Source organism: Marivivens sp. JLT3646 (assembly GCF_001908835.1).
Taxonomy (GTDB): domain Bacteria; phylum Pseudomonadota; class Alphaproteobacteria; order Rhodobacterales; family Rhodobacteraceae; genus Marivivens; species Marivivens geojensis.
This window is the reverse complement of the sequence record NZ_CP018572.1, coordinates 1,583,394-1,607,279: the sequence shown is the minus strand read 5'-3', so window position 1 is coordinate 1,607,279 and position 23,886 is coordinate 1,583,394. Positions and strand designations below refer to the sequence as shown.

Below are 23,886 nucleotides of genomic sequence, written 5' to 3'. Positions count from 1 at the left end.
TGGCCTCTTTCATCCTGCGTTGATGCTGCTGAACCCGTGATCGCGGGTATCGATCAGCGGTGTGTTCGTTGTGTAGCCGGTGATCATCGGCAAATCCTTGGACCCGTCCAGCATACGGTAAATGTTCTTTAGCGCCCGAACATCGTGCCACGGCTGGAGCCGCTTGTGGCACATCGTGCTCAGTTGCCAATCCACAGCGCCCAGTACGCCAACCTTGAGCCACATATCGGCTAGGCGTGCCGCCATAGCGCCCGTCACCAGATAGCCGTCACCGCCCCAGCCGGGGTCTTGGGGCTTCCATTGTTCTGGATCGGGGTAAAGACCCGCATCGACATTGGCCAACTCTACGTCACGAGAGGGCAAGTTTTGGATCGTCGCATCACAGGCGCGGCGATTGATAAAGACCAGTTCCGCACCAACTTCACGTGCTGCGGTGATTGTCGCTGTCATCCCACGAGGGGCACCAAACATGAAACGGGCGTCGTCCTCAATGATAAGGGCATAGTCGTTGGGACTAATATCGCGGGCGACCATTTCCCAAGCCTTCATGTGGGACAGGCTACAACCAATCTCTGCATCGGTGATCATAGAGCGGTCGCCACGGGTGACGCTGGTCTTGATCCCTTCGGGAAGGGTGCGGCCCAATATGCCCTCGACCACGTGATAGGGGCTTCCGTAGTCCGTGAAATGCCGCGTGGTTGCCAGACGGCGATGATCGGCGGGCAAAGAGATACAGTAGACAGGCACATCGCACGGACCTGACGACAGACGGTCGGCCTGTGCGCTGCGGGGCTGACGGTCAGCCAGTTGCGGGAAATGGGCGCGTAGCCAATCCAGCTGACCCGCCTCAATCAAAATCCGCACCAGTTTATGGGCTTGCTGGCGGTTATGTTGGAACACGTCACCCAAGGATCGTTTGATCGTCTGGATGCCTTTGCCCGGAAAGCCCGCGATAAAGAACTGATCGATCAGCAGTAGTTTCGCGCCGACCGAGTCAGGTTCGCTCCGCGCCAATTGCCCTGCATAGCGCAGCGCATCGTCGAAACGCCGCAGGTGGTTCAGGGAAGCGACATAAGGAACATGCACATGGGTCGGATCATAGCGCCGGACGAGAGCCGTGCGAACTTTGTCCAGTGCCTCGCTCGTCTGAAAGGCCGCCGTCATCCTTAGGCACATAGAAATCCGAAAACCCAGATCGTCTAGCCCGTCACAGTCATCATGTATCAATTGCTGGCGTAGCGCGGGATACATATCCTGCCCACGTTGCCAGACATGACGCGAGAACGGATTGACCTTGCGCAGCCGCTCGGCAGAGGGGGCATTGGTCTGGGACGCTTCGGTCATGATTGGGCCTTTGGTTCAAAACGGAACGGTCGTGTCATCACCTGTGCCCTCTTACGCGAACGAATGGCGCGCTCTGACCCTGTCGCCCTCTACATAATTGACGAATATCATATAATTTTGACCATCCCTCAAGATTGTTTCTGAATTTAGCGCCAAACTTAAAAGTGGAGATTTGCGGCACATCAACAGGTTAGGCTTATTCCCTAAACGGCATCGGACCGTTATGGGTATAGGGAGCCGTCGAAGAAACAGGTCCGAATTGATGTCCATCCTCGCCGTCACCTGCGTGAAGAACGAAGCCCCTTATTTGTTAGAGTGGCTGTCGCATCACCGTGCGCTGGGCATCGACCATTTCCTTGTGTTCTCGAATGATTGCGAGGACGGGACGGATGTGATGCTCGACCAACTGGCGCGGGCAGGGTGGGTGACCCATGTGCGCCATAGCCAGCAGGGGAAAAAGACGATCCAGTGGCAGGCGCTTCGGACGGCCTATGGGCACCCCGACTATTCTGCCGCCGAATGGGTGCTGTTCTTTGACGTGGACGAATTCATCGCGCTCGACCCGTCGGTGCCTGACCTGAGAGCGCTGCTCGATCGGGACATGGACGCGATGATCCTACCGTGGCGGTTGTTCGGGAATAACGGGCAGAGCGCGTTTGTGGATGCGCCCGTGACCGAACGGTTCACAACGGCTGCGACACGAACCATTCCTGTACCCCTCGGCCATTTCTTTAAGACGATCTATCGCCGTTCGCTCTTTGGCGAGATGGGCGTGCATCGTCCCAAATCGCTCGCCAATGGCACCGCGCGCTGGGCGGATGCGGCAGGCGAGCCGTTGCCTGACGCGATTGCGCAGATGCCGAACCGCATCAACAGCTTTGGTCATGTCCCAACCAAGCCCTTGGTCCAGTTGAACCACTATTCGGTGCGGTCCGTCGCGGAATATGTGCTGAAAACGCGGCGGGGGTTGCCCAATAAGATGCACCTCGACCTTGGCCTGAAATACTGGGTGTCCCGCAATTGGAACACGGTCGAGGATTGGGCGATCAGCCACCACGCACCCGCCACCCGTGCGGTGCGAGCCGAGATCGAAACCGACGCGTTACGCGATCTGCACCAAAAGGCTGTCGCATGGCACCAAGAGAGGTTTGCGCAGGTGATGACCGAGGCAGAGACCGTTGATCTCTATTGGCAACTTCAGCTTGCAGGATCGTCTCATGAACCCGATCCTGACACCGCCCGCAGCTATTTTGCTTTTTTGCAGGCTGTCCGTCGGCAAGAGGGGGCCTAAGGTCGCGGATTGGGCTTGACCTCAGGCGCGCTTGCGCTTTGTTACAGGGCAGCGAACAGTAACCAGACCAAGAGGATTTCTCTGATGGCATTTCAACTTCCCGATCTTCCCTACGCACATGACGCTCTTGCCGCTAAAGGCATGTCCGCAGAAACGCTGGAATATCACCACGACCTTCACCACAACGCATACGTCACCAACGGTAACGCAGCGATTGCAGGCACCGAGTGGGAGGGTAAAACCCTCGAAGAGATCATCGTAGGCACCTACAACAAAACCGCAGTTGCCCAGAACGGTATCTTCAACAACATCTCGCAGCTCTGGAACCACAACCAGTTCTGGGAAATGATGGGACCGGGTTCGTCGGCAATGCCGTCCGAGCTGGAAAAAGCTCTCGTTGAATCGTTCGGTTCGGTTGACGAATTCAAGTCGCAGTTCTCGGCTGCTGGCGCAGGTCAGTTCGGCTCTGGCTGGTGCTGGCTGGTGAAAGACACCGACGGTGGCCTCAAAGTGACCAAAACCGAAAACGGCGTGAACCCGCTGTGCTTTGGTCAGACTGCTCTGCTGGGTTGCGACGTGTGGGAACACTCCTACTACATCGACTTCCGCAACAAGCGTCCGGCCTACCTGACCAACTTCCTCGACAACCTCGTGAACTGGGAAAACGTGGCATCGCGCCTCTGATTTCAGACAGTCACGAACATTGGTTTGGGCGCGAAAGGATACTTTCGCGCCTTTTCCTTTTTTAAGCCTTCAGCGCGCTAACAGAACAGAAGACTACGCCGTTTGAGACGCAACGACCTGTGACAAAGAACGGCATCATGAAAAAAACTCTCCGCAAGTGGTTCCTTACTTGGCAGACAATCAGCATCTACATGTTGGTTGGTGGCGCGCCACTGTTTTTGGCCGTTGTTTTTTCGGGCATCCTTGGCATCCAGCGCCTGAATGAAGTGCGCGACGTTGGTCGTCTTGAAGTTGTTGTTGAGACCGTAGAGCAAACGAGCAATCTGGTTCTTGAGCTGCAGAAAGAGCGATGGTTGAGCGTTCATTACCTTGAGGGGGAAGGCTCCATCGGCAAACCAGACCTGATGGCACAACGCGCTCTCGTCGATGCTGGCCTTCAGGACTTTGCTGATGCGGGTAGTATGTGGGCCGATATTGATCTGTCGCATAGGCTTCTGGAACTCTCTGGAGAAATTCAACGCTTTCAAGAATTGAGAGATGGTGTCGAGCAACACGACGTCACGGCGGAAGCCGTGATCGACCAATACACGGTTATCAACAAGAGCCTGATCAATATTGCCGATCACGCCTCTGGCGCTTTGAGCAGCGGTGAAACATCGCTTATTCTCGAGTCATTGAATAATTTTCTGCGGGCCCAAGAAGCGGCCAATGAGGAAAAGGCAGCTGCGCTACGGGTTTTTTCGAAACGGACGATGGTAGGGGATGATCTGCGTCGGCTGATCGAATTGCGGACGACTGTGGATATCGGTCTGAACCATTTGACGACGTCGCCGTTTCCCGCATTTGCAGAGCATGGCCGCGCGCTTTTGGCCTCGCCAGAGTATCAGTCCATTGTCGAACTGCAGAAACAGGCCGTTAACGGGGACTTTTCGACGTCCGTCTCAGATGTGAGGGCAGCCTACGATGCAAGCTTGGCCATGATGGAACATCATATCCAAGACACGTGGGATCTTTTGGATGTCGTGATAGTGGAGTCCAAAGCAGAGGCGACACAGAATTTATTTCTTGTGACAGCAATCTCGGTCCTGCTGATCGCGTTTGTCGCTCTCCTGATCTACATGATGGCGTTGACCGTGCAGAACGTCTTGGGCGAGGTGGTGCGCAGCGCGCTGCAAATGATTGATGGCAATCTGGATGTGACTTTCCCGAAGGTCGGCAACAACGGCATTTCGACCTTGATCAAATCCGTTGAGATTTTCCGCGACACGATCCGCGATACCCGTGATGCCGATGCACTTCGCGCCCAAGAAGAAAAAGAGCGGTTGAATGAACTCGTCGCCCGCGCGGAACAATCCAAGGCGCGGTCTGAACGGATTTCGAACGACCTCGAAAGTACGGCGCAAACCGTTGAAGAACTTGCGAATTCCGTATCGTCCTCGTTGAAAACCACAGAGATGGCGAACACCTTCGCGAATGAAATGCAGTTGAGCGCGAACGAAGGTAACTCCATCGTTCAGAATGCGATTGCGGCGATGGACCGTATCCGTGCGGCCTCGGACAAGATCACGTCGATCATTAAGATCATCGATGAGATCGCGTTCCAGACGAACCTGCTCGCGCTGAACGCACGGGTAGAGGCGGCGCGCGCGGGTCATGTTGGACGTGGCTTTGCGGTGGTTGCAACCGAAGTTCAGCAGCTTGCAGCACGCTCTGCCCGCGCGGCGAGCGATGTCTCTGAACTCATCGAACAGTCCGCCAGTGAGGTCCGCAAGGGGGCCTCGATTGTTGAGACCAGCGGCGTGACCTTGGCAGAGATTGCCTATGGCGCGACAGAGATCGCCGGCCTGATCGACACGATCACAGAGATGAGCCGCCAGCAATCGCGGTCGCTCAATGAAATCAGCGCGGCGACGGGGCGTCTGGACGACGAGATGCAGGCGTTGGCACGGGAATTTACCCAAGCCTAACGCTGTCCCTCCTACAGGTCCTTGTCTTTGGCGAACGGCTGTGACCTAAACAGGCCAAGGTTCACTAAAGGCGCGCGTCATGTCCGAAGCAGTCAAAGGGATCGTCGCGCTTGTTGTTGCGGCGACTGTTTGGGGGTTGTCGTCCCTCTATTATGCGCAGCTTCGTCATCTGCCGCCTCTCGAAGTGCTCTGCTATCGGTCTCTTTGGTCGCTGCTGTTCTTTGGCGTCATTCTGACGTGGCAGGGGCGTTTGGGACAATTGCGCAGTGCGTTGGGCACCCCACGTAAATTCGGAGTGATCTTTTTGGCGGCCTCGCTGATCGGGGCCAATTGGTTCGGGTTTATCTTTGCGATCAAATTCGGCTACGCCGTTGAGGCCTCTATGGGCTATTATATTTTCCCGCTGGTCGTGGTGATGTTGGGCCGCTTTGTGCTAGGGGAAAGCCTGTCGAATTGGCAATGGGGGGCTGTGGCTCTCGCGGCTTTTGCGGTGCTGATCTTGGCCGTGGGGCTTGGGGTTCCACCGTGGATCGCGCTGGGGCTGGCGTTTACCTTCGGCGGCTATGGGCTGGTGAAAAAACAGCTCGACCTTGGGCCTGTTTTATCCGTGACGGCTGAGGTGTTGACGCTCGCGCCCTTTGCACTCACCTATCTGTTCCTCTTTGGCACGCCAGATAAGGACTGGGGCACGCAAATTTTGCTGGCGCTCTCTGGTCCGCTGACTGCCTCGCCGCTGATCTTTTTTGCCTACGGGACGCGGCGGGTGCGGCTCTCGACGGTCGGTATCCTGCAATACGTGAATCCAACGCTGCAGTTCGTCGTGGCGACGACCGTTTTCCTAGAGCCGTTCACCCTCTGGCACGGCATTGCATTCCCGATGATCTGGGTTGCGCTCGTCCTCTATTCGGTCGCGGCCATCCGTCAGGACAGGGCGTCCCGCAGAGCCGTTTCCAGCGCTGCAGTATCCTCGACCACGGTGACGTAAGACCGCAGTGTTTCGCCTGCAAAGCCCTCGTCCACGATATGGTCGAGCAGGTCGACGAGCTTTTGCCAATAGCCCTCAACATTGACGAGGTAGATGGGTTTGCAATGCAAACCCAGTTGCCGCCATGTCAGAACTTCAAAAAACTCATCAAGCGACCCACCACCACCCGGCAAAACGACAATCGCATCGGCGTTCATAAAGAGGATCTTTTTGCGCTCGTGCATGGTCTCAGTCACGACATAGCTGTCGAGGTCGCGTTTGCCGACTTCCCATTTGACGAGGTGTTCGGGGATGACGCCAAAGGTCATGCCGCCCGCTGACTGGGTCGCCCGTGCGACAGTGCCCATCAGCCCCACATCGCCCGCACCGTAAACCAATCGCCAGCCATTCGCGGCCAACATCGTGCCCGTATCAACGGCGGATTGTTCATAAGACGGGCGGTTGCCAGACCGTGACCCACAGTAAACGCAGACTGATTTCATCGTGGCCCCCAAAATAGCCAATAGATAGCTTTGACCCTGAATAGGGCGGTTGATATGGTCCAACAACCCTTGATCAAAAAGGGGCGGCAATTTGCTGCTGGGGAAGGAACACGAGTGACGACAAAATCTAGTCAGGGGACATTGGTCCTCGGGGGTGTGGTTGTAGTAGCTGCAATTGCGCTGGGGGCTTATTTCATTGGGCAAGGCTCTGACGGGGCGGAAACTGCAACACCGGCTAATCTGGCCGAGGTGCCTGCCGTCGCCACAGAAGCAGCGCCCGAACCTGCACCCGCAGCAGAGCCAGCACCTGTTGTCGACATCACCCGCGCTGCGCCGATCTTTGACACCGTTCGGGTCGAAGCAGACGGCACTGCCGTGATCGCAGGGCAATTTGACGGTGGTGGCGCGGTGGAACTGCGCCTTGATGGTGCGGCGATTGAACGGATTGAAGCAGGCGCTGACGGTGCCTTTGCCGCGTTCCTGACGATTGCCCCGTCCGATCAACCGCGCGTCCTATCGCTGGTCGGTGATCCCAATGGCGATGCGATTGAGGCGGCAGAGACCGTGATCATCGCACCGTTTGGTATGGCAGAGCCGGAGGTGGCTGAGGGTGTTGTTGAAGAAGCACCGGCTGAAGCGGTTACTGCCGAGGAAACTTCGGAAGTCACAGTGGCTGAGGCCAATACAGAGGTCGCTCCGGCGCAAGAAACCACTGAACCTGTCCAAGACGCAGAGCCTGTCGTTGCCGACGCAGAACCCGTAGCAGAGGAACCTATCGCCGAGCCAGCTGCCCAAGAAGAGGTTCAGGTTGCAGCACTGGCAGAGCAGACAACAGCCGCAGAACCTGCAAACGAACCTGTATCAGAAGCTGCGCCTGCCACAGAGCCAACAGTTGAACCAGCCGCAGAGCCTGCACCCGCCGCCGCTCCGCAACTTCTCGTCGCGGACGCAGAAGGTGTGCGTGTCTTGGCGGATGGGGCGGCACTTGAGGCGTTGACGCTCGACACGATCACCTATGACGATAATGGCGAGGTGAAACTGGCGGGCCGTGCCACGGGCGAAGGCTTTGTTCAGGCCTATCTGGATGGCGCCTCTGTCGGCACTGCAACGATCGAAGCGGACCGCTCTTGGCTGATCGATTTGGTCGGCGTTGAACCCGGCGTGTACACCCTGCGACTGGATGAAGTGTCCCCTCAGGGCGACGTAGTCAGCCGCATGGAAACCCCGTTCAAACGCGAGGTCGCGACCGAAGTCGCCGCAACCATGGCAGACCAAGTGACCGAAGAAACCCGCGCCGCTGTCCGTACGGTTCAGCCAGGAAATACCCTTTGGGCGATTGCATCGGATACCTATGGGGACGGCATCAAATACGTCTATGTTTACGAGGCAAACCGCGATTTGATCCGCGATCCTGACCTCATTTACCCAGGACAGGTTTTCGTCCTCCCCGAGATTAGCGAGTAACCCTACTGGCAATCCACTTCGGCGGCGCATAGGTTCCACTGGTACAGCCAGAACGGAGCCTCCATGCGCCGCCTTTCCAAAACAGATGCGAACCTTAATAACGACCGTGTGCAAGGCATGCGGGTGCTGCGCCGTGCGGTGCCTTATCTTTGGCCTGACGGTCAGGCTTGGGTCAAACGGCGTGTGGTGATCGCGCTGACGGTGCTTTTGGCGGCAAAGCTGATCGCCGTTGTGACCCCGATTTTCTACAAACAGGCCGTGGATGCCCTGTCGCCTGACGGTAGCCCTGCGACCTTCCTTGCCCTTGGTGCTGTGGGTCTGACGCTGGCCTACGGCATGGCGCGTTTGATGGAAGTGGGGTTCAACCAGCTCCGCGATGCGATCTTTGCCAAGGTCGGGCAACGCGCCCTGCGGCGGCTCGCGATTGAGACGTTTACCCACATCCACCGCCTGTCGATGCGCTACCACATCACCCGCAAAACCGGCGGTTTGAGTCGCATTATGGAGCGCGGCGTAAAGGGCGTTGAATTCCTCCTGCGGTTCCTTGTGTTCAACATGGGGCCGCTGATGCTCCAGCTTTTGATGATCGCGGGGATGCTGATGTATCTCTTTGACATCCGCTATGTGGCGGTCGTCGTGCTGACCATCGGGCTTTATATCGCGTTCACATTCCGCGTCACCGAATGGCGGGTGAAAATCCGCAAAAAGATGAACGAACAGGACACGGACGCGAACCAAAAGGCTATCGACAGCCTGTTGAACTTTGAGACGGTAAAGTATTTCGGCGCCGAAAAATGGGAGGCCGACCGCTATGACGGCGCTATGACGCAATATGAAAAGGCGGCGATTAAGACATCGTATTCGCTGGCTTTTTTGAACTTTGGCCAATCCGTTTTGATTACCAGTGGCCTCGTCGCTGTGATGGTGATGGCCGCGATGGAGGTCCAGAGTGGCGTTCTGACCGTCGGCGATTTCGTTATGGTGAACGCCTATATGATCCAAATCACCATGCCGCTGAACTTCCTCGGGTCGGTCTATCGTGAAATCCGTCAGGCCCTGATTGATATGGGCGATATGTTCGACCTGTTGGATCAGCCGTCAGAGGTCACGGACAAGCCAGACGCGACCGAGCTGGTGGTGAACGGCGGGGCAGTATCGCTGAACGCGGTCGAGTTCGCCTATGACGCAGAGCGCCCGATCCTCAAGGGTGTGTCGATTGACGTAGCTGCCGGCGAAACCGTGGCAATCGTCGGCTCCTCTGGGTCGGGCAAATCAACCATTGGGCGGCTGTTGTTCCGGTTCTATGACGTGACGGGCGGGGCGCTGACCATCGACGGTCAGGACGTGCGCGATGTGACGCTAGATAGCCTTCATGCGGCGATTGGCGTGGTGCCCCAGGACACGGTGCTGTTCAACGACACCATCCGTTACAACATCGCCTACGGTCGTCCTGAGGCGTCGGAGGCCGAGATTGTCGAGGCCGCAAAAGCAGCGCAGATCCACGACTTTGTCCTGTCCTTGCCCAAGGGCTATGACACGCAGGTGGGTGAACGTGGGCTAAAGCTCTCGGGCGGTGAAAAGCAGCGCGTGGGGATTGCCCGCACGATCCTGAAGAACCCGCCGATCTTGTTGCTCGATGAGGCGACATCGGCGCTCGATACGGAAACAGAGCGGGGCATCCAGACCCAGCTACGGGCGATGGGACAGGGCCGTACAGTGATCACCATCGCGCACCGTTTGTCGACCATCGCGGATGCGGATCGGATTGTGGTGCTAGAGGACGGCCATATCGTCGAGCAGGGGCGTCACGATGCGCTGCTTGCCCAGTCGGGTCGCTATGCGCAGCTCTGGCAGAAACAGGCCTCAGAAGACGCGGCTTAAGTCCCGTTTGAGGCGAGATAAAAAGCGGGCGCGGTGATCTCTCATCGCGCCCGTTTTGTTTATTCTGCGGCCCGTAGTGTGGACGGGGCGGAGGGTTCTTCCGGGTCTTCCCAGATGATCTCTGGCGCTTTGACCTTGCGGGCCTCTCGTGCCAGTGCCCAGTCTTGCGCCGCGCGGCTACCGCGACCCATCGACAGGCGCGCCAACAGACGGCCAAGCCAATGCAAGTAGGTCGTGAACCAAACCCGTGCCGCCAACATCGCTGGGGTAAAGACCAGCGTCAGAACCGTTGCAATGCCGAGGCCAAAGACAACCGCCGTCGCCAGTTGTTTCCACCAGAGCGCGGTCGGGCTGTCGATTGAATAGCCCCCGTTAATGAAATCAAGGCTAAGGCCGAACATCATCGGCGCGAGGCCCGCCATCGTCGTGATGGTGGTCAACAGAACCGGACGAATACGGTCTTCGGCGGTGCGAATGATCGCCTCGAGACGCGGCATATACTGGTTATATTCCTGATAGGTATCGATTAGAACGATGTTGTTGTTCACCACGATCCCCGCAAGCGCCACGATCCCTGTCCCCGTCATAATGATCGAGAAGGACTGATCCATAACAAGCATCCCGATCAGAACGCCCGTCGTCGACAGGATCACCGCCAGCAGCACCAGAACAGAGTTATAGAAGCTGTTGAACTGCGCCAGCAGGATGATGAACATCAACATAAGCGCGGCAGAGAAGGCCTGACCTAAGAAGGCAGAGCTTTCCTCTTGGTCCGCCATATCGCCCGCCCATTCAAAGCTGATCCCCGCAGGCAAATTACCGTCGTTGAGCCAGCTTTCGACAAAGGCGATCCGTTCGTTACCGTTCACGACCTCGCGTTTCAGGCTTCCATTCGCGACCGCATCGCGCTGCGCATCGGTCATCGCGTCCTCGGCCACGATGGTGAACGTGCCATCCTCAGCGGTCAGTTTCACCAGCCCATCGGCCACGCCTGCCTTAATGTCAAAGTAGCGTTTCTGGTCGATACGGTCGATCTGCGCCAGTTTCGGAACAGGGGTGCGGGTGATGAAGTTCGACAGCGGAACGAGGCCCGCAGAGGTCCGCACCTTTAGGTTATCAAGGGTGGACAGAACGCGGTCTTCTTCGGGAAGGCGAACGCGGATTTCGATCTCTTCGTCAGAGCTATCCACCCGCATCGTATCGAGCAGGATGCCCCGCGTCACGAGCTGCACCATACCACCCACGGTCGCGACATCGGCACCGTAACGACCTGCTTTTTCCACATCGACCGAGATTTCCCAATCGATACCGGGCAGGGGGCGACTGTCTTCGATCTGGGTCAGACCCGGAACTGTTTCAAAGAACGCACGGGCCTCAGCAGTGGTTGCAAGCAGTTGTTCCCAATCATCCCCCTTGAGACGTAGATGCACGGGTTTTGTCGCCGCAGGACCCATCGCAAGGTCGAGCGTTTCCGTATGCACGCCTGGGATTTGATCCAGCTTTGCCTGAAGGTTCGCCATGACCGTCTTGCCGTTCAATTCCTCAAGCGGAATGTCATTGGCACGGGCAAAGGCAGGACGATCATCCCATGGGATCAGTTCGATCTGCAGCTGACCGACGGCATCACGCGGGCTTTCTGCACCTGCGGTATTTGCGTTGAGGCCACCCGCACCGGCAAAGGCAAAGACAGTTTGGATACCGGGCACCGACAGCGCGATCTCTTCGGCCTGACGGACGAGGTCGTCTTTTTCGGTGAGGCTGAGGTTGCCGCGGGCTTGAACGTAGACAATCGCCTGTTCTGGTTCCGTTGCGGTAAAGAATTCGACGCCGTTATTGTTCGCCCCGAAATAGGTGAAGGTCGACATAACAATGGCGAGGATCGCGCCCACGGTTACGAGCGGCATGACAGGGTTGCCCGCCACGCCCCAGATCACCCAGCCAAACGGGCTGCGGTGATAACCCGCACGAATTTTCGTTTGCTTGCGTTCGATCTTGGCCGCGCCGATGGTGATCGACAGGCCAACCGCGCCGAGCATAAAGAGGATCATCCCCGGAAGCGGCGCCATGAGGCCAGAGGTCTGAACGGCTTCACCCGATAGATAGGCAGGGTTCAGCGTCATCATCGCACCGACAAAGGCCATCAGACCCGCTGGCACGACCAACAAGGCACGAACGATCCACGGCAGACGAGCCTTGAGCGCGTCAGAGGTGCGGCCAAACAGACGGCTGGTGCGACCCAGAACGCCGCCCATGACGGGCATGTAGATCAGTGCCACGATCAGCGAGGCCGAGAGAACGAAGATCAGCGTGACAGGCAGCATCCCCATGAACTGACCCGGAACGCCCGGCCAGAATAGCATCGGCAAGAACGCACAGAGCGTTGTCGCGGTCGAAGACACCACAGGCCAGAACATGCGCTTTGCGGCCTCGGTATAGGCGGACATTGGGCCTGAGCCCTCGGAAATCCGTTTGTCCGCATATTCGACGACCACAATCGCACCATCGACGAGCATCCCGACGGCGAGGATCAGACCGAACATCACGATGTTCGAAATCGTCACGCCCATGATGCCCAAGAGAAGGAACGCAAGAAGGAACGACGTCGGGATCGAGAAGCCAACCAGCAGCGCAGAGCGCGTGCCGAGCGAGGCCAGAACCACGATCATCACCAGTGCAATCGCGGTCAGAACAGACCCCTCAAGCTGTGATACCATCGAGGCAACGGTACGGCTCTGGTCATTCGATGCGCCCACATGGACGGCCGCTTGGAGGTCGGCGGGCCATTGCGCCCGCGCGTTTTCAACGGTTTCACGGACCAATGCCGCAGTGTCGATCAGGTTATAGCCGCGCGCCTTTACCACCTGTAGCGCCACGGTTTTCACGCCGTTGAAACGTGCGGTGCTTTCGCGGTCTTCAAACGTCAGGCGGATCGTCGCCAAATCGCCCAAGGTGATCACGCGGTCGCCGTTGGTTTTGACGGGCAGGCTGTAGATGTCTTGGGGGCTGTCGAACGACGACGGGATTTTGACCGAGAAGCTACCCTGTTCGGTCGACACTTCACCCGCCGCGATCAGCAGGTTGTTCATCGTGACAACGTTGATCAATTCGCCCGCAGTGACGTTATAAGCCTCGAGCCGCAGGGGATCGATCACCACCTCAACCATCTCGTCGCGCGTCCCTGCAAGGTTGGCCGAAAGGATCGCTTCAATCCCTTCGAGTTCGTCCTGCAAGTCCTTGGCAACCTTGATCAATGTGCGTTCGGGTACATCGCCCGTGAGGTTCACAATGATGATCGGAAATTCAGAGAAGTTGATCTCGTTGATCGAATACTGATCCGCGCCATCGGGGAATTTCCCTTCAACCGCGTTCATCGCATCACGGACATCCGCCATGGTGCGGGTCTTGTCCCAGCCAAATTCGAACTCAAGCGCGACACCTGCATAACCTTCGGCAGCGGTCGCAGTCATGGTTTTCAGGCCGTCGATGTCCGACAGTTCGGTTTCCATCGGTTCGACCAGCAGGCGTTCGGCGTCGGTCGCGGAAATGCCGGGGAAGGGCACAGACACGAACAGAGCCGGAATTTCGATATCCGGCTCACCTTCTTTGGGGAGGCTCACATAAGCGACCGCACCCGCGATGATCGAAAGCACAATAAAGGCAATGACCATCCGCGCACGGCTGGCCGCCCAATCAATCATTCCAGTCATCCCTTAGCCTCCTGAAAGGTCGGGGCGACGGTGACGCCTTCGACGACGTATTCTTGACCAACGGTGATGATATTGGCTTCAGTCTCAAGGCCTGTGACCCAGACGCCGTCGATGGTGTCGCGGACAACCTCGACCTTGGCAAAGTGAACAGTGTTCGTCTCGTCAATCACGCGCAGACCCAGATTGCCGTTGTCATTCAGCGTCAGAGCCGATTGCGGGACGAGGTGCGCCTTGCGGCCATCGGTGCCGATGATGATTTCTGCGGTTTGACCGTCGCTGATCGACATGTCGGCGTTCGGCACTTCGACCTCAACGCGGAAGGTGCGGGTGGTGTCGTCGGCAGAGCGGGACAGGAACGTCACGCGGCCCATCACGTCGCCACCAGCGGCGAGGCGGGCACCAGCGGGTGCGCCAACCTGAACTTTGCCAACTTCGATTTCGGGCACAAACCCAACGAGCTTGATCGGGTCGAGCTGGATGATCGTTGCGCAGGCTGCACCCGTCGACAGGTAGGTCCCCAATTCCGCGGTGTCGGTTTCCAACAGGCCCGAGAAGGGCGCTACGATTTTCGTGTTTTCGATTTCACGCTGTGCAGCGCTGACCGCCGCCTCAGCAGCAGAAAGCGCAGCTTCGGCAGAGAGCAGACGAGTTTCACTGGCGTAGCCGTCGCCAATCAGACGTTCCGCAGCCGTGAGGTTCAATTCAGCCTCGCGTTTTGCGGCTTCGACCTGAGCGAGCGACGCCTCGCGGGTGCCGATGTCGATTTCGCACAGGAGATCGCCCGTATTCACAAAGGCCCCTTTGCGCAGCGGTTCAGAGACGATCTGACCCGTGGTTTCGGCCCGTACATCAACCTGACGCGCCGCTTCGGTGCGACCGCGCAAGATGACTGCGCTTTCGATATCGCGCTCAGTGCTACGCAGAACGACGACTTTGATCAGCGATGACTCGTCAACTGGGGTGGCAGCCCCCTCCGTCTCGGCCTCAGCAGAGGTGTCAGCTTGAGCAAAAGCCAGCAGGCTGTCGCGTTCCGCAACGAGGAAGTAGAGAAACGCAGTTACAACTACAGCTGTAATAAGCGGCATTACGCGCATGGTTTGGCCTTTCGAAAAACGGTCACTGTTCGCAACTAACCGCGGAAATAGTCATGAAAAGGTTCAGAGCAAGGAAGAATCTTGTTCGTTATATTCTAAACCATTTGGTTTAGATTAGTAATTTTTGGCTTTTTCTGCAAGGCAGCGAAGCCGACTGAATAAAACCGTGATCTGCGAAGGCCTTGGCAATTCCCGAAGGTTCAAGTTAAGACAGGGCACTAACAGTTTTAGAAGGCCGGTCGCGCAATGAGCAATAACGAAAGCTTCATCGACGAAGTCAACGAAGAGGTCCGCCGCGACCAGCTTTTTACCTACATCCGTAAATATGGTTGGATCGCAGCTTTGACCGTTGTTGGTCTGGTTGGTGCGACGGCATGGACTGAATATCAGGCCTCGCAAACGCGCGCTGCGGCACAGGCGGCGGGTGATGCGATTTTTGATGCGCTCGAACAGAATGAGTGGGCTGACCGTCAGGCAGCCTTTGCTCAATTGCCGCCCTCTGTCATGACGCTTTTGATGGCGGGGGCTGCGGCCCAAGAGGCAGGTGATACGGCCGCCGCGGCAGAGGCCTTTACTGCGCTTGCCAATTTAGAAGGCGCACGTCAGGTCTATCGTGACCTAGGCGCGTTCAAGGCGCTGTTGGCGAATGCGGAAAACCTGTCCACGGACGAACGGATCGCAGGGTTCCAAAACCTAGCCGCACCGGGTGCGACTTTCGCGCTCTTGGCCAAAGAACAGATCGCTGTCGCGCAATTGGACGCTGGCGATGCAGAGGCCGCAATGGCCACGCTGCGCGAGATTAGCAGCGATGCAACTGTCACGCAGGGCTTGCGCAATCGGGTCGAAGGCTTGATTGTGGCGCTGGGTGGTGACGCGTCTTAAACGACGCAGGAACGAAAACACGTCGGAGGACGGGGCAGTGACGAAATTTACCTTCCTTGGCACGGTCGCACTGGTGGCATTACTCGCTGGCTGTGGCACAAAGGATGTCCGTCTTCCGGGCGAACGCTTGGATATTCGCGATGGCCTCGCCTCTGCCCCTGTGGCCGAAGTGAACGAAGCCCGTGAAATTTCTCTGGGTCAGCAAGTCGCGAACGCGGACTGGACCCACCGTGGTGGCAACGCTGCGCACTCCATGCCGCATCTGGCGCTCTCTGCGACGCCGACCTTGGCCTTTGCCGCAAACATCGGTGAAGGCGAAAGCCGCCGCGCACGGATCACCGCAGATCCTGTTGTCGCGGCCGATGCGATTTACACGATGGACGCCGCGACGACCGTGACAGCGACAGGCACCAATGGCGCGACGCTCTGGTCGGTGGACCTCACCCCAGCGGGCGAGGGTGGCTCTGCGTCTGGAGGCGGTCTGGCTGTTGACGGTAACCGCCTCGTTGCGACCACGGGCTATGGCGAGGTCATTTCGATCGACCGCAGCACAGGTGGCGTGATCTGGCGTCAGACCTTGGATGCCTCGGGTGCGACATCGCCGACCGTTTCAGGCAACTTCATTTACGTGGTGGGCCATGACAACCGTGGCTGGGCGCTCCAGTCGGACAACGGTTTGGTCAAATGGACCGTCAACGGCGCACCGTCGAACACCAGCTACGGCAGCGGTCCGGGTGTCGCCGTAACAGATCGCTTTGCACTGATGCCGTTCGCGGGCGGTGAACTGGTTGCGGCCTTCCGCGATGGCGGACTAGAGCGTTGGTCGGCCTTTATCGGCGGTGAACGTCTGGGACGTCCGCTCAATGCCTTTGACGGGCTGAGCGGTGGACCCGTGGTCAGCGGTGATACGATTTACCTTGGCAACTCTTCGGGCATGACCATTGCGCTGGACGCCGTATCGGGCGACCGTAAATGGTCCGCGCACGAAGGCGCTGTTGGTCCTGTCTGGCCAGTGGGCGGGTCGGTCTTTGCCGTCAACGACCTCAACCAATTGGTGCGTCTGGATAATCGTGACGGGTCTGTCATTTGGCGCGTGGCACTGCCTGACCTTATCGAACGCCGCGCTGGTAAATCCCGCGCTGCTGTCGCGCATTACGGTCCAATCCTTGCGGGCGGGCGTCTGATTGTGGCCTCGTCTGACGGGTTGATCCGTCAGTTCGACCCTGTGTCGGGCGCTCTTGTTGGACAAATCGAAATCCCGAACGGCGCCGCCTCTGCGCCCGTCGTTGCAGGGAATACCCTCTATGTCGTGTCGAAGAACGGGCAATTGCTGGCTTTCCGTTAACGCGGGAATGGTGTATCGCCCCGATCTTGATCTGAAAGGGCTTTAGCCATGACATTCACCCTCGCCATTGTTGGCCGCCCGAACGTGGGCAAGTCGACATTGTTCAATCGCCTTGTAGGCAAGAAGCTCGCGCTGGTCGACGACCAGCCGGGGGTGACGCGTGACCTGCGTGAAGGCGACGCGAAACTCGGCCATTTGCGATTCACTGTGATCGATTCTGCAGGTCTCGAAGACGCGACCGACAACAGCCTTCAGGGCCGTATGCGCCGTTTGACCGAGCGTGCGGTGGAAATGGCAGACGTTTGTCTGTTCCTGATCGACGCACGTGTGGGCATTACACCGACGGACCAAGTCTTTGCCGACATCCTGCGCAAAAAGAACGCGAACGTGATCCTTGGCGCGAACAAATCCGAAGGTCGCGCGGGCGAGGGCGGTTTCCTTGAGGCCTATTCGCTCGGCCTTGGTGAACCGCTGCGGATTTCTGCGGAACACGGCGAAGGCATGGATGAACTGTATCACGTTCTCCTGCCGATTTCAGAGCAGTTCGAAGAACGCGCTGCCCAAGACGCGCCCGAAGTCGACGTTGATATCGAAGAGTGGGACGATTTCGAAGAGGGCGACGAGCCCGAAGTTCCGATGCCCACGTGGGACAAACCGCTGCAGATCGCCGTGGTTGGTCGCCCGAACGCTGGTAAATCGACCCTGATCAACAAGATCCTCGGCGAAGAGCGTCTGCTCACCGGACCTGAGGCAGGCATTACTCGCGACGCGATTTCGGTAAAGACCGAATGGGACGACGTGCCGATGCGTATCTTTGATACCGCGGGTATGCGCAAAAAGGCTAAGGTTCAGGAAAAGCTGGAAAAACTCTCCGTCTCGGACGGGCTTCGTGCGGCAAAGTTTGCCGAAGTTCTGGTTGTCCTTCTCGACGTTGAAATTCCGTTCGAACAGCAGGATTTGCGGATTGCCGACCTTGCCGAACGCGAAGGCCGTGCCGTCGTCGTTGCGGTCAACAAATGGGACCTCGAGGACGAGAAGCAGGAAAAACTCAAAGACCTGCGCGAGAAATTCGAACGTCTGCTGCCGCAACTTCGTGGTGCGCCGATGGTCACTGTGTCCGCGAAAACGGGCAAGGGGCTTGATCGTTTGCATAACGCGATCATGCGCGCTTACACGATCTGGAACCGCCGCGTGTCGACCTCTGCGTTGAACCGCTGGCTGGTTGGTATGCTGGAACAGCACCCGCCACCCGCACCTCAGGGTAAGCGGATTAAGATGCGGTATATGACGCAGGTGAAAGCCCGTCCGCCAGCTTTCGTCGTTATGACGTCGCACCCTGATAAGGTTCCGGAAAGCTATAACCGATATCTTATCAATGGCTTACGTGACGATTTTGATATGCCAGGGACGCCGATCCGTCTCTTCTTGCGCGATCAGGGGGAAAAGAACCCCTATAAGAACAAGAAGAAGAAACAGACAGGTCGTCTGGCAAAACACCTCAAGTCGAACCGCGGCGAGTAAGGTTAATCAGGCCGAGCGCGGCAATGCCCGCGCCGGCCAATACAGACATGATGATACTGTCTGTGCCGTTCTGCACCACAATCCCGAAAAGCGCCCAACTCACAGCGAGGCCATAGGCTGGCCCGCTGGGGGGCATGAGTTGCACCAGAATGGCTGCGGTCATGGCGAGGAGTAGCCCCGCGATGGACGCGACGTCGTAGCTCATCACGCCAAAGCCCGCGAGAGTGATCGACAGAGACACCACAGAGGCAGCCGTCAGCCATCCTGCATAGAGGCCGAGCGGGACCTTGAGCCACCAGTAATCCTTGGTCGGGGACCGCAACAGCGCCAAGATGGTGACGCCCGCCATGATGAGGATTACCACCGTCGCCCAGATCGCCGTGGCATTGGCGATCGACAGCCACAACGTGCCGAGGGCGAGCGATAGCGCCAGCGGCCCCCGCACGATGTCCCACGCGCCATCATGGCACCGTTTCACCAATCCAAAGACGGCAGAGGCCACCAGCCACGAATAGATCACACCCCAGATTGCAAAGGCATAGCCTGCGGGCTGGATCGGCGGTTGATCCATGAAAACAGGGAGGTGTTCAGGGCGATATCCCATGAACGGCTCTGTCACCAGAGGCGCTAGGATAAACGTAGATGCAAAAAGGGCGACCAGCCACGGTAAGGATTTTCTCATACTCCTTATACGTGGCACGATCGCCCTTTGGATCAAGTGTTTAGGCCAGATCGCCTGCAGCGGTGAGCGTGGTCTTGCCTTTGAGGTAGGGGTGCAGGACAGCGGGCAGGGTGACCGAGCCATCTGCGTTCTGACCGTTTTCCAGAACCGCGATCAGCGTGCGGCCAACCGCGAGGCCAGAGCCGTTCAGGGTGTGAACGAACTGCGGCTTGCCACCGTCAGCGGGTTTGTAACGCGCATTCATGCGGCGGGCCTGATAATCGCCAGCGGTCGAAACCGAGGAAATCTCGCGGTATTTGTCCTGACCGGGCAGCCATACTTCGAGGTCGTGTGTGCGTTTCATACCTGCGCCCATGTCGCCCGAGCAGAGTTTCACGGTGCGGTATGGCAGGTTGAGCGCCTCAAGGATCGCCTCGGCCTGACGGGTCATGCGGGCATGTTCAGCCTCGGATTCTTCGGGGGTGATGATGGTGACCATCTCAACCTTTTCGAACTGGTGCTGACGCAGCATCCCAGAGGTGTCGCGGCCAGCAGAGCCAGCCTCGGAGCGGAAGCACTGGGTATGAGCGGCATAACGGCGGGGCAGGGTGGATTCGTCCACGATGTCACCATTGACGAGGTTCGTCAGCGTGACCTCTGCGGTCGGGATCAACCACCAGCCATTGGTGGTTTGATAGCTGTCCTCGCCGAATTTCGGCAACTGGCCCGTGCCATACATCATCTCTTCTTTGACCATCACGGGGGTGATTGCTTCGGTCAGGCCGTGAACGTCCACGTGGTAGTCCAGCATGAACTGAGCCAACGCGCGGTGGATACGCGCCACAGCGCCCGAGAGCACCACAAAGCGGCTGCCCGAGAGTTTGGTGCCAGCGGCGAAGTCCATACCCGTCTGAACGCCAGCGATTTCAAAGTGTTCCACAGGTTTGAAATCAAAGCTACGCGGGGTGCCCCAACGGTTGATTTCCACGTTGTCGTTTTCGTCCGCCCCATCCGGCACGTCATCGTAGAGCATGTTCGGAATGGTCAGCAAAAGCGCGTTAAGTTCGTCGTCTTTCTGCTTGGCCTCTTCGGTCATGCGGGCAATGTCGGCTTTTTTCTCAGCGACCAGCGCGCGGAGGCGTTCGAATTCTGCCTCATCCCCACGACCTTTGGCGGCGCCAACCTCTTTGGACGCTTTGTTCTGTTCGGCGGTCGCGGTTTCCGCAGCGTGGATCAGGGCGCGGCGCGCCTCGTCCAGAGCAAGAACGGTTGACGACATAGGTTCAGCCCCACGACGCGACAGGGCAGCGTCGAATGCAGCCGGATTTTCGCGGATAAAGCGGATGTCATGCATGGGGCTTCTCCTTCTTAATGACGCGGTGCTTATGGCATGGGTGGGGAAGGGTGAAAAGGGGGCTCTGCCCCCTCTTGGCTGCGCCAATTCACCCCTGGGATATTTGTTGCACAAAGGGGCGAGGGGGATTTTTTGGCGGGCTGCGGCATTATCACGAAGATATGGGGTTGCGGTCCGGTTGCCATTCCCCCATCTGCGAATTAACGTGCCGCGACTTTTGCGGGGCGAGACCTGCATATTTAACACGAAGGGGAGCGCCTGATGGAGGCCATTCAAGGTATCGTACCGTTTATCCTGATCTTCGGGATCATGTATTTCTTGCTGATCCGTCCGCAGCAGAAAAAGGTAAAAGAGCATCAGGCGATGGTTGCTGCGCTGCGCCGCGGTGATCAGGTTGTCACCCAAGGCGGCATCATCGGCAAAGTGTCGAAGGTCAAAGACGACAACGAGATCGAAATCGAAGTTGCTGCGGGCGTAAACGTTCGCGTCGTGCGTTCGACCATTGCTCAGGTTGTGAGCAAGACCGAACCTGCCAAGGCATAAGACAAGGCCCCGGACATGCTGCATATTTCGCGCTTTCGCCAGTTGATGATCCTACTGGCCTGCCTGGCCGGGGTTGTCTTTACCTTGCCGAACTTTTTCTACGGCCGCGTCGAGTCTCATAACGACGCGGTTAAATTGGTTGATGCGGGGATGAGTTCCGACCAGATCGCGGCGGATGTCGCGCTCTGGCCGTCCTTCCTGCCGTCGAATTTGGTGAACCTCGGGCTGGACCTGCGGGGCGGTGCGCATCTGCTCGCCGAAGTGCAGGTTCAAGAGGCTTATGGCGCCACGCTCGACGCGATGTGGCCTGAGGTGCGTGATGTGCTGGCCGCAGAGCGTGACACCGTTGGGTTTGTGACCCGCGAAGAGTCCACCGCTGACGCGCTGCGTGTGCGTATTTCCGAGGCCGCTGGCATCGAGCGCGCGCTGGAATTGGTGCGCGGTTTGGGCCAGCCTGTGGCGACCCTGACGGGCGCAGGTGCATCGAACATCGTTGTCTCTGCTGAGGGGCAAGTGATCACCATTGGGCTGTCTGAGGCGGAAAAGCTGGCCTCTGACGACCGTGTTGTGAAACAAGCGCTTGAAATCATTCGTCGCCGTATTGACGCCGCAGGCACACGTGAGCCAGCGATCCAGCGTCAGGGCGACAACCGTATCCTGATCCAAGTTCCCGGCGCCAAATCAGCGCAAGAGTTGAAAGACTGGATCGGCACGACGGCACAACTGACCTTTAACTCGGTCGTTGGTCGCACCACGGATGCAAATGCAAATCCGGGTGTCGGTAATATCCTTGCCCCGTCTCTGAACGAAGAGGGCAGCTATTACATCCTTGAACGGACCCCTGTTGTCACCGGTGAAGAGCTGGTTGATGCGCAACCGTCGTTCGACCAGAACGGCTTGCCGGCTGTATCGTTCCGTTTCAATCCGACGGGTGCGCGAGCCTTTGGTCAGTATACCTCTGAAAACGTTGGCGCGCCGTTTGCGATTGTCCTCGATAACGAAGTGATCAGCGCCCCGACCATTCGTCAGGCGATCACGGGCGGCTCTGGTATCATCTCGGGCAGCTTCTCGATTGAGGAGTCGACGAACCTCGCGGTTCTGTTGCGCGCGGGTGCTCTGCCTGTTGGTTTGTCTTTCCTCGAAGAACGCACAATCGGCCCAGAATTGGGTGCGGACAGCGTGAAGGCTGGGCAGATCGCAGCGCTGGTTGGTTTTGCGCTGATCATGATCTTTATGGCGCTGACCTACGGCCTCTTTGGCTGGATCGCGAACCTCGCGCTGGTGATCAACGTTGCGATGATCTTTGGCGCGCTGTCGGTCCTCGGTGCGACGCTCACGCTGCCCGGTATCGCGGGTATCGTGCTGACCATGGGTATGGCGGTGGACGCGAACGTTCTTGTGTTTGAGCGGATCCGCGAAGAACTGAAAACCGCCAAAGGGCCTGCCCGTGCAATCGAACTGGGCTATGAACGCGCGATGTCGGCGATTGTGGATGCGAACATCACCACGATCATCACCGCAGCCATTCTTTGGTTCGTTGGCTCTGGCCCCGTCCGCGGCTTTGCGACCACTCTGGGCATCGGTATCGTGACTTCGGTCTTTACCGCGCTCTTTGTGACCCGTCTTTTCATCGTCTGGTGGTTCCAACGCCGCCGTCCCAAAACCATCGAGGTCTGAGCCATGCGGATGCGTCTTGTCCCTGACAACACGAACTTCAATTTCTTCCGCGTTGCACGCGCTACCTTTGGGGCGTCTGTGGTGTTGGTGATTGCCTCTGTCATCGCGTTCTTAGTGATGGGGCTTAACTTTGGTATCGACTTCCGTGGCGGCACCACGATCCGCACAGACAGCACGAACGCTGTTGATGTTGCGGATTACCGCGCGGCGATTGATCCGCTCGGCCTTGGCGATGTGGTGATCACGCAGGTCTTTGACCCGACATTTGCCGCCGATCAGCATGTTGCGATGATCCGCATTCAGGCCCAAGACGGTCAGGAAAGCATTTCCCAAGACATCGTGGCCAATGTTGAGGCGGCTCTGCAAACAGTCGATCCTGCGGTGACGTTTGCCTCTGTGGAATCCGTTGGTCCCAAGGTGTCGGGCGAATTGATCTCTAAGGCAGTTTATGCCGTTCTCGCGGCGCTTGTCGCGATTGTAGCCTATATCTGGCTGCGGTTCGAATGGCAGTTTGCGGTGGGCGCTGTTGTGGCTTTGATCCACGACGTGGCAATCACCATCGGCCTGTGGGCGGTGTTCCAGTTCAAGTTCGACCTTGCGACCATCGCGGCGCTTTTGACCATCGTGGGCTATTCGATCAACGATACCGTGGTCGTGTTTGACCGTGCTCGTGAAAACCTGATCAAGTATAAGCAAAAGCCGCTGATCGACGTGCTGAACCTCTCGGCCAACGAAACGCTGAGCCGGACCATCATGACCTCGGGCACCACGCTATTGGCGCTCATTGCGCTCTTGGTTCTTGGCGGTGACGTGATCCGTGGGTTCGTCTTTGCGATCACATGGGGCATTCTGGTCGGTACCTATTCGTCGATCTATGTTGCAAAGAACATCGTGCTTATGCTCGGTGTGAAACGTGACTGGTCGAAGGAAAAGAAACCTACGGGCAACCAGTTCATGGATATTGATGCCTGATTTTTCTTGGGGATTGAGCTATCTCAAACCCC

General features: G+C 57.9%; 18 protein-coding genes. 12 read left to right on the top strand and 6 right to left on the bottom strand.

Annotated features, from left to right (window positions below; genetic code table 11):
- Positions 1 to 9: 9 nt before the first annotated feature.
- Positions 10 to 1,344 carry a glycosyltransferase family 25 protein gene (locus tag BSK21_RS08015; RefSeq protein ID WP_067545800.1) on the bottom strand — a complete coding sequence of 445 codons (1,335 nt, stop codon included), beginning with the start codon at positions 1,342 to 1,344 and terminating at the stop codon, positions 10 to 12.
- A gap of 262 nt (positions 1,345 to 1,606) precedes the next feature.
- Between BSK21_RS08015 and BSK21_RS08010 the strand changes: the two genes are divergently transcribed.
- From BSK21_RS08010 to rarD, 4 genes are all read left to right on the top strand, one after another.
- Complete coding sequence (locus BSK21_RS08010) at positions 1,607 to 2,635, top strand: glycosyltransferase family 2 protein (protein WP_067545797.1); 1,029 nt, start codon at positions 1,607 to 1,609, stop codon at positions 2,633 to 2,635.
- 84 nt (positions 2,636 to 2,719) lie between these two features.
- The gene (locus BSK21_RS08005; protein ID WP_067545794.1) at positions 2,720 to 3,319 is read left to right on the top strand and encodes a superoxide dismutase; all 600 of its coding nucleotides are present in this window, start codon (positions 2,720 to 2,722) and stop codon (positions 3,317 to 3,319) included.
- 137 nt (positions 3,320 to 3,456) lie between these two features.
- Complete coding sequence (locus BSK21_RS08000; protein WP_067545791.1) at positions 3,457 to 5,286, top strand: methyl-accepting chemotaxis protein; 1,830 nt, start codon at positions 3,457 to 3,459, stop codon at positions 5,284 to 5,286.
- Between the two features lie 79 nt (positions 5,287 to 5,365).
- The gene (gene rarD / locus BSK21_RS07995) at positions 5,366 to 6,271 is read left to right on the top strand and encodes an EamA family transporter RarD (protein ID WP_067545788.1); all 906 of its coding nucleotides are present in this window, start codon (positions 5,366 to 5,368) and stop codon (positions 6,269 to 6,271) included.
- Here the strand turns inward: rarD and BSK21_RS07990 are convergent.
- Positions 6,208 to 6,753, bottom strand: a complete 546-nt coding sequence (locus BSK21_RS07990) for a TIGR00730 family Rossman fold protein (RefSeq protein WP_067545785.1) — start codon at positions 6,751 to 6,753, stop codon at positions 6,208 to 6,210. The genes rarD and BSK21_RS07990 overlap by 64 nt on opposite strands.
- A 114-nt stretch (positions 6,754 to 6,867) precedes the next feature.
- Here BSK21_RS07990 and BSK21_RS15780 point away from each other — a divergent pair, with 114 nt between their 5' ends.
- Complete coding sequence (locus BSK21_RS15780; RefSeq protein WP_232230422.1) at positions 6,868 to 8,217, top strand: LysM peptidoglycan-binding domain-containing protein; 1,350 nt, start codon at positions 6,868 to 6,870, stop codon at positions 8,215 to 8,217.
- 63 nt (positions 8,218 to 8,280) lie between these two features.
- Positions 8,281 to 10,098 (top strand): ABC transporter ATP-binding protein/permease, encoded by a 1,818-nt coding sequence (locus tag BSK21_RS07980; RefSeq protein ID WP_067545776.1) that lies wholly within the window; start codon positions 8,281 to 8,283, stop codon positions 10,096 to 10,098.
- A 59-nt stretch (positions 10,099 to 10,157) separates the two neighbouring features.
- Here BSK21_RS07980 and BSK21_RS07975 read toward each other — a convergent pair whose 3' ends face one another.
- Together BSK21_RS07975 and BSK21_RS07970 are read right to left on the bottom strand one after the other, a co-directional pair.
- The gene (locus BSK21_RS07975) at positions 10,158 to 13,805 is read right to left on the bottom strand and encodes an efflux RND transporter permease subunit (protein WP_067545773.1); all 3,648 of its coding nucleotides are present in this window, start codon (positions 13,803 to 13,805) and stop codon (positions 10,158 to 10,160) included.
- Positions 13,802 to 14,890: an efflux RND transporter periplasmic adaptor subunit gene (locus BSK21_RS07970; protein ID WP_318254740.1), complete on the bottom strand. Its 1,089-nt coding sequence runs from the start codon at positions 14,888 to 14,890 to the stop codon at positions 13,802 to 13,804. The genes BSK21_RS07975 and BSK21_RS07970 overlap by 4 nt, the downstream gene beginning before the upstream one ends.
- Before the next feature lie 255 nt (positions 14,891 to 15,145).
- On the opposite strand from BSK21_RS07970, the gene BSK21_RS07965 reads away from it, so the two are divergent.
- Genes BSK21_RS07965 through der form a run of 3 tightly spaced genes read left to right on the top strand, consistent with a single transcriptional unit; the run spans position 15,146 to position 18,647 of the window.
- Positions 15,146 to 15,781: a hypothetical protein gene (locus BSK21_RS07965; RefSeq protein WP_067545767.1), complete on the top strand. Its 636-nt coding sequence runs from the start codon at positions 15,146 to 15,148 to the stop codon at positions 15,779 to 15,781.
- A gap of 37 nt (positions 15,782 to 15,818) precedes the next feature.
- Positions 15,819 to 17,126: a PQQ-like beta-propeller repeat protein gene (locus BSK21_RS07960; RefSeq protein WP_067545765.1), complete on the top strand. Its 1,308-nt coding sequence runs from the start codon at positions 15,819 to 15,821 to the stop codon at positions 17,124 to 17,126.
- Between the two features lie 48 nt (positions 17,127 to 17,174).
- Positions 17,175 to 18,647: a ribosome biogenesis GTPase Der gene (gene der, locus BSK21_RS07955; RefSeq protein WP_067545762.1), complete on the top strand. Its 1,473-nt coding sequence runs from the start codon at positions 17,175 to 17,177 to the stop codon at positions 18,645 to 18,647.
- Here der and BSK21_RS07950 read toward each other — a convergent pair.
- Positions 18,625 to 19,329: a hypothetical protein gene (locus tag BSK21_RS07950; protein WP_067545759.1), complete on the bottom strand. Its 705-nt coding sequence runs from the start codon at positions 19,327 to 19,329 to the stop codon at positions 18,625 to 18,627. The genes der and BSK21_RS07950 overlap by 23 nt on opposite strands.
- Before the next feature lie 40 nt (positions 19,330 to 19,369).
- Positions 19,370 to 20,662, bottom strand: coding sequence for a serine--tRNA ligase (gene serS / locus BSK21_RS07945; protein WP_067545756.1), 1,293 nt, complete (start codon positions 20,660 to 20,662; stop codon positions 19,370 to 19,372).
- Positions 20,663 to 20,923: 261 nt separating this feature from the next.
- Here serS and yajC point away from each other — a divergent pair, with 261 nt between their 5' ends.
- Genes yajC through secF form a run of 3 tightly spaced genes read left to right on the top strand, consistent with a single transcriptional unit; the run spans position 20,924 to position 23,854 of the window.
- Positions 20,924 to 21,205, top strand: a complete 282-nt coding sequence (yajC, locus tag BSK21_RS07935) for a preprotein translocase subunit YajC (protein WP_067545750.1) — start codon at positions 20,924 to 20,926, stop codon at positions 21,203 to 21,205.
- Positions 21,206 to 21,220: 15 nt separating this feature from the next.
- Entirely contained in the window at positions 21,221 to 22,882 is a 1,662-nt protein-coding gene (gene secD / locus BSK21_RS07930; protein ID WP_067545747.1) for a protein translocase subunit SecD, read from the top strand.
- A 3-nt stretch (positions 22,883 to 22,885) separates the two neighbouring features.
- Positions 22,886 to 23,854, top strand: coding sequence for a protein translocase subunit SecF (secF, locus tag BSK21_RS07925; RefSeq protein ID WP_067545744.1), 969 nt, complete (start codon positions 22,886 to 22,888; stop codon positions 23,852 to 23,854).
- Positions 23,855 to 23,886: the final 32 nt, after the last annotated feature.

Bases quoted from the DNA above. Each gene is read 5' to 3' on its own strand.
- BSK21_RS08010 (WP_067545797.1), top strand. From the start codon at position 1,607: ATGTCCATCCTCGCCGTCACCTGCGTGAAGAACGAAGCCCCTTATTTG.
- BSK21_RS07950 (WP_067545759.1), bottom strand. From the start codon at position 19,329: ATGAGAAAATCCTTACCGTGGCTGGTCGCCCTTTTTGCATCTACGTTT.
- BSK21_RS08005 (WP_067545794.1), top strand. From the start codon at position 2,720: ATGGCATTTCAACTTCCCGATCTTCCCTACGCACATGACGCTCTTGCC.
- der (WP_067545762.1), top strand. From the start codon at position 17,175: ATGACATTCACCCTCGCCATTGTTGGCCGCCCGAACGTGGGCAAGTCG.
- serS (WP_067545756.1), bottom strand. From the start codon at position 20,662: ATGCATGACATCCGCTTTATCCGCGAAAATCCGGCTGCATTCGACGCT.
- rarD (WP_067545788.1), top strand. From the start codon at position 5,366: ATGTCCGAAGCAGTCAAAGGGATCGTCGCGCTTGTTGTTGCGGCGACT.
- BSK21_RS07970 (WP_318254740.1), bottom strand. From the start codon at position 14,890: ATGCCGCTTATTACAGCTGTAGTTGTAACTGCGTTTCTCTACTTCCTC.
- BSK21_RS08015 (WP_067545800.1), bottom strand. From the start codon at position 1,344: ATGACCGAAGCGTCCCAGACCAATGCCCCCTCTGCCGAGCGGCTGCGC.
- secD (WP_067545747.1), top strand. From the start codon at position 21,221: ATGCTGCATATTTCGCGCTTTCGCCAGTTGATGATCCTACTGGCCTGC.
- BSK21_RS07980 (WP_067545776.1), top strand. From the start codon at position 8,281: ATGCGCCGCCTTTCCAAAACAGATGCGAACCTTAATAACGACCGTGTG.
- yajC (WP_067545750.1), top strand. From the start codon at position 20,924: ATGGAGGCCATTCAAGGTATCGTACCGTTTATCCTGATCTTCGGGATC.
- BSK21_RS08000 (WP_067545791.1), top strand. From the start codon at position 3,457: ATGAAAAAAACTCTCCGCAAGTGGTTCCTTACTTGGCAGACAATCAGC.
- secF (WP_067545744.1), top strand. From the start codon at position 22,886: ATGCGGATGCGTCTTGTCCCTGACAACACGAACTTCAATTTCTTCCGC.
- BSK21_RS07975 (WP_067545773.1), bottom strand. From the start codon at position 13,805: ATGACTGGAATGATTGATTGGGCGGCCAGCCGTGCGCGGATGGTCATT.
- BSK21_RS07990 (WP_067545785.1), bottom strand. From the start codon at position 6,753: ATGAAATCAGTCTGCGTTTACTGTGGGTCACGGTCTGGCAACCGCCCG.
- BSK21_RS07965 (WP_067545767.1), top strand. From the start codon at position 15,146: ATGAGCAATAACGAAAGCTTCATCGACGAAGTCAACGAAGAGGTCCGC.